This window comes from Romboutsia faecis (assembly GCF_014323405.1).
Lineage (GTDB): Bacteria > Bacillota > Clostridia > Peptostreptococcales > Peptostreptococcaceae > Romboutsia_E > Romboutsia_E faecis.
This window is the reverse complement of record NZ_JACRWE010000023.1, coordinates 1-2,336: the sequence shown is the minus strand read 5'-3', so window position 1 is coordinate 2,336 and position 2,336 is coordinate 1. Positions and strand designations below refer to the sequence as shown.

The window sequence follows — 2,336 nt, the reverse complement described above, 5'->3', positions numbered from 1 at the left end:
CCATTGGCTAAATTCTTTATTTTTATTTATTTCAGCCTTTGTAATCCACCCTTTACTCTCTCTATGAATTGTATCTATATATTCAATACTCTCATCAATATCATCTACTTTTATTAATGTATTCCTCATTATCTCACCCCCTTACTTGTAGATAATATCAATATTATATCATATTTTGTATTTATTTTTCTTTTCTTCATACAATAAAAAATCACCTACTTTTTAGTAGATGATTTATCAGTTAAAAAATATTTGAAGTGCCATATTTATAATAGTTAATACTATCACTATCCTTAATAGTTTATCTTTATCGTTCCAAACTTCCCTTACTTTTCCCAATTCATATTCACCCTCCTAAAAAGAGTCTTTATTATACATAATCAATTATAAACTTATTTACAAACGTAAATAGCAGTATTACTACTATCTTTACATAAAAATTTTGCAATTTTACTTAACTCAGTATTACATAGTTGTAATATTAGTTAGATTTCAGTCATGCATTGACATTTTTTTACATAACTAAGTATAATAAAAACACCTATACATAAATATAGATGCTTTTATTATAACTATTTTAAATATATTTTCTTTGTACATATATATGTAATGAATATCAATATAAATATTATTGATTCACTCAAATGCTCGATAAAACTCATATCTTTAGAATTTATAAAAATACCTATAGATGCACAAAGATGAATTCCTAAAGCAATAAAGAATGCTCTTATATCAGCATTTGAATATTTGAATTTAACAAGTATATAGTTTGCTAAATATGCTGTACTCAATAACATACAAGTTCTAATAAGTAATATAGTTATACATTTACCCATTACTTAACAACTACGTAGAAGTTATTCTTCTTCCACATTGCTCCTTCATAAGAGTGTGGTGGATACGGATTATGTAAAGTTTTACTTCTAGCATAAATATGCATAGTTTTTGTTGATTTATATATTGGAAGAGATATATTATTATAAACCCAATTAGCTACATTTACTCCTGTAAGAGCCTCTGTATACCATGCTATAGTTGATATTACTCCACCTGCGGCAACTATAGCCTTTACTACAACCCAAGGAGAAATTCTTTCGCTTTCCATTGATTCAAATTCTTCTTCTGTCATTGTGTCAATTAATTCTCCACTACCATCATAAACACTAATAACTTCTTTTTGATTAGATTCTGACTCCATACTTACACCGTTTGCAAAACTACTAATAGAAGATGTAATCGTAATAGCTAGTGTAAGCATAAAACATAGTATTTTTTTCATTTTACTTATAATCCTCCTTTGATAAATATATTTCAATCGATAAATTCTACAAAAAAACTTCAAATCCTTCAAAAATTTCAAAATGATTTTTGACCATTTTCAGATTTGGCGAGTGAGTAAATTATTTGTTCAATTACGTATAAACATACAATACGTTACTAAATCATTATTCACTATAGGCGATGGTAATATCAATAGACCAACACAAGTAAAACCAGTAACCCTCGTGACATAATAGATATATATATATATATAGTTTATATATACTGTAAATTTTTACATTTCCATTTTAAGAATACAGCATTTCCAACAGTATTAGGAACAAGTGATTACAAAAAAGTTTATGCTTATATTAGATACATTTAATATATTCCTTGTTGTAATAATTGATGTTTATATAAGCTCTGATATTTCTACAAATTTACTACTTTTATGGATAATGGCATCAATGATACTTTTCTTTTTCCACTCTAAATTTGATGGTCTAAATGATGAGTTAACAGAAAGGATAATGTCCAAAGTAAGTGCTATATGCATAAAATATATGATCCCTATGGTAATCTTTATGGGAATACTTGTTACACAAAGAAATTCATTATCCATAGTTTTATCTACTAGAGAGATTGTTGGTCTAGTAATAATATCTTCAATGTTTATCTTTTCAGCCTTAAGAGTATTACTATTTATGCATTATGAAAGAAAGGTGATCTATTAATAATTGACTATTTTAAAAACAAACATAAAAGAATACAGATAAAAATCCCTTATGAAGCAAAACGAACTAGTAAAGTTAGTAGATGTAAGACGTGAGACTATCGTTCATTTAGAGAACGGTAGATATAATCCTTCTCTAAAACTAGCTATGGATATTGCAAAAGTATTTGATGTAACAATAGAAGATTTGTTTAAATTTTTAGATGAAGAATAACTAGTCCCTAAATTTAGGTTTAGGGACTAGTTGAAATAAAAAAGAGTGAACATATTGGAATAACAACATTCCTCTACACTCACTCTTTTTTTATTATTTTGTTATTTATGAAACTTTATTTTTTTA

The 2,336-nt window shown here is 26.3% G+C and carries 3 protein-coding genes; 2 read left to right on the top strand and 1 reads right to left on the bottom strand.

Annotation, left to right across the window (positions count from 1 at the left end):
* Positions 1–838 precede the first annotated feature (838 nt).
* On the bottom strand, positions 839–1,282 hold the full coding sequence (locus H8923_RS16885; RefSeq protein ID WP_153973193.1) for a hypothetical protein: 444 nt from the start codon (positions 1,280–1,282) through the stop codon (positions 839–841).
* 325 nt (positions 1,283–1,607) lie between these two features.
* On the opposite strand from H8923_RS16885, the gene H8923_RS16880 reads away from it, so the two are divergent.
* Positions 1,608–1,997 (top strand): hypothetical protein, encoded by a 390-nt coding sequence (locus H8923_RS16880; RefSeq protein WP_153973194.1) that lies wholly within the window; start codon positions 1,608–1,610, stop codon positions 1,995–1,997.
* A 51-nt stretch (positions 1,998–2,048) separates the two neighbouring features.
* Positions 2,049–2,210 (top strand): helix-turn-helix transcriptional regulator, encoded by a 162-nt coding sequence (locus H8923_RS16875; protein ID WP_153973195.1) that lies wholly within the window; start codon positions 2,049–2,051, stop codon positions 2,208–2,210.
* Positions 2,211–2,336 lie beyond the last annotated feature (126 nt).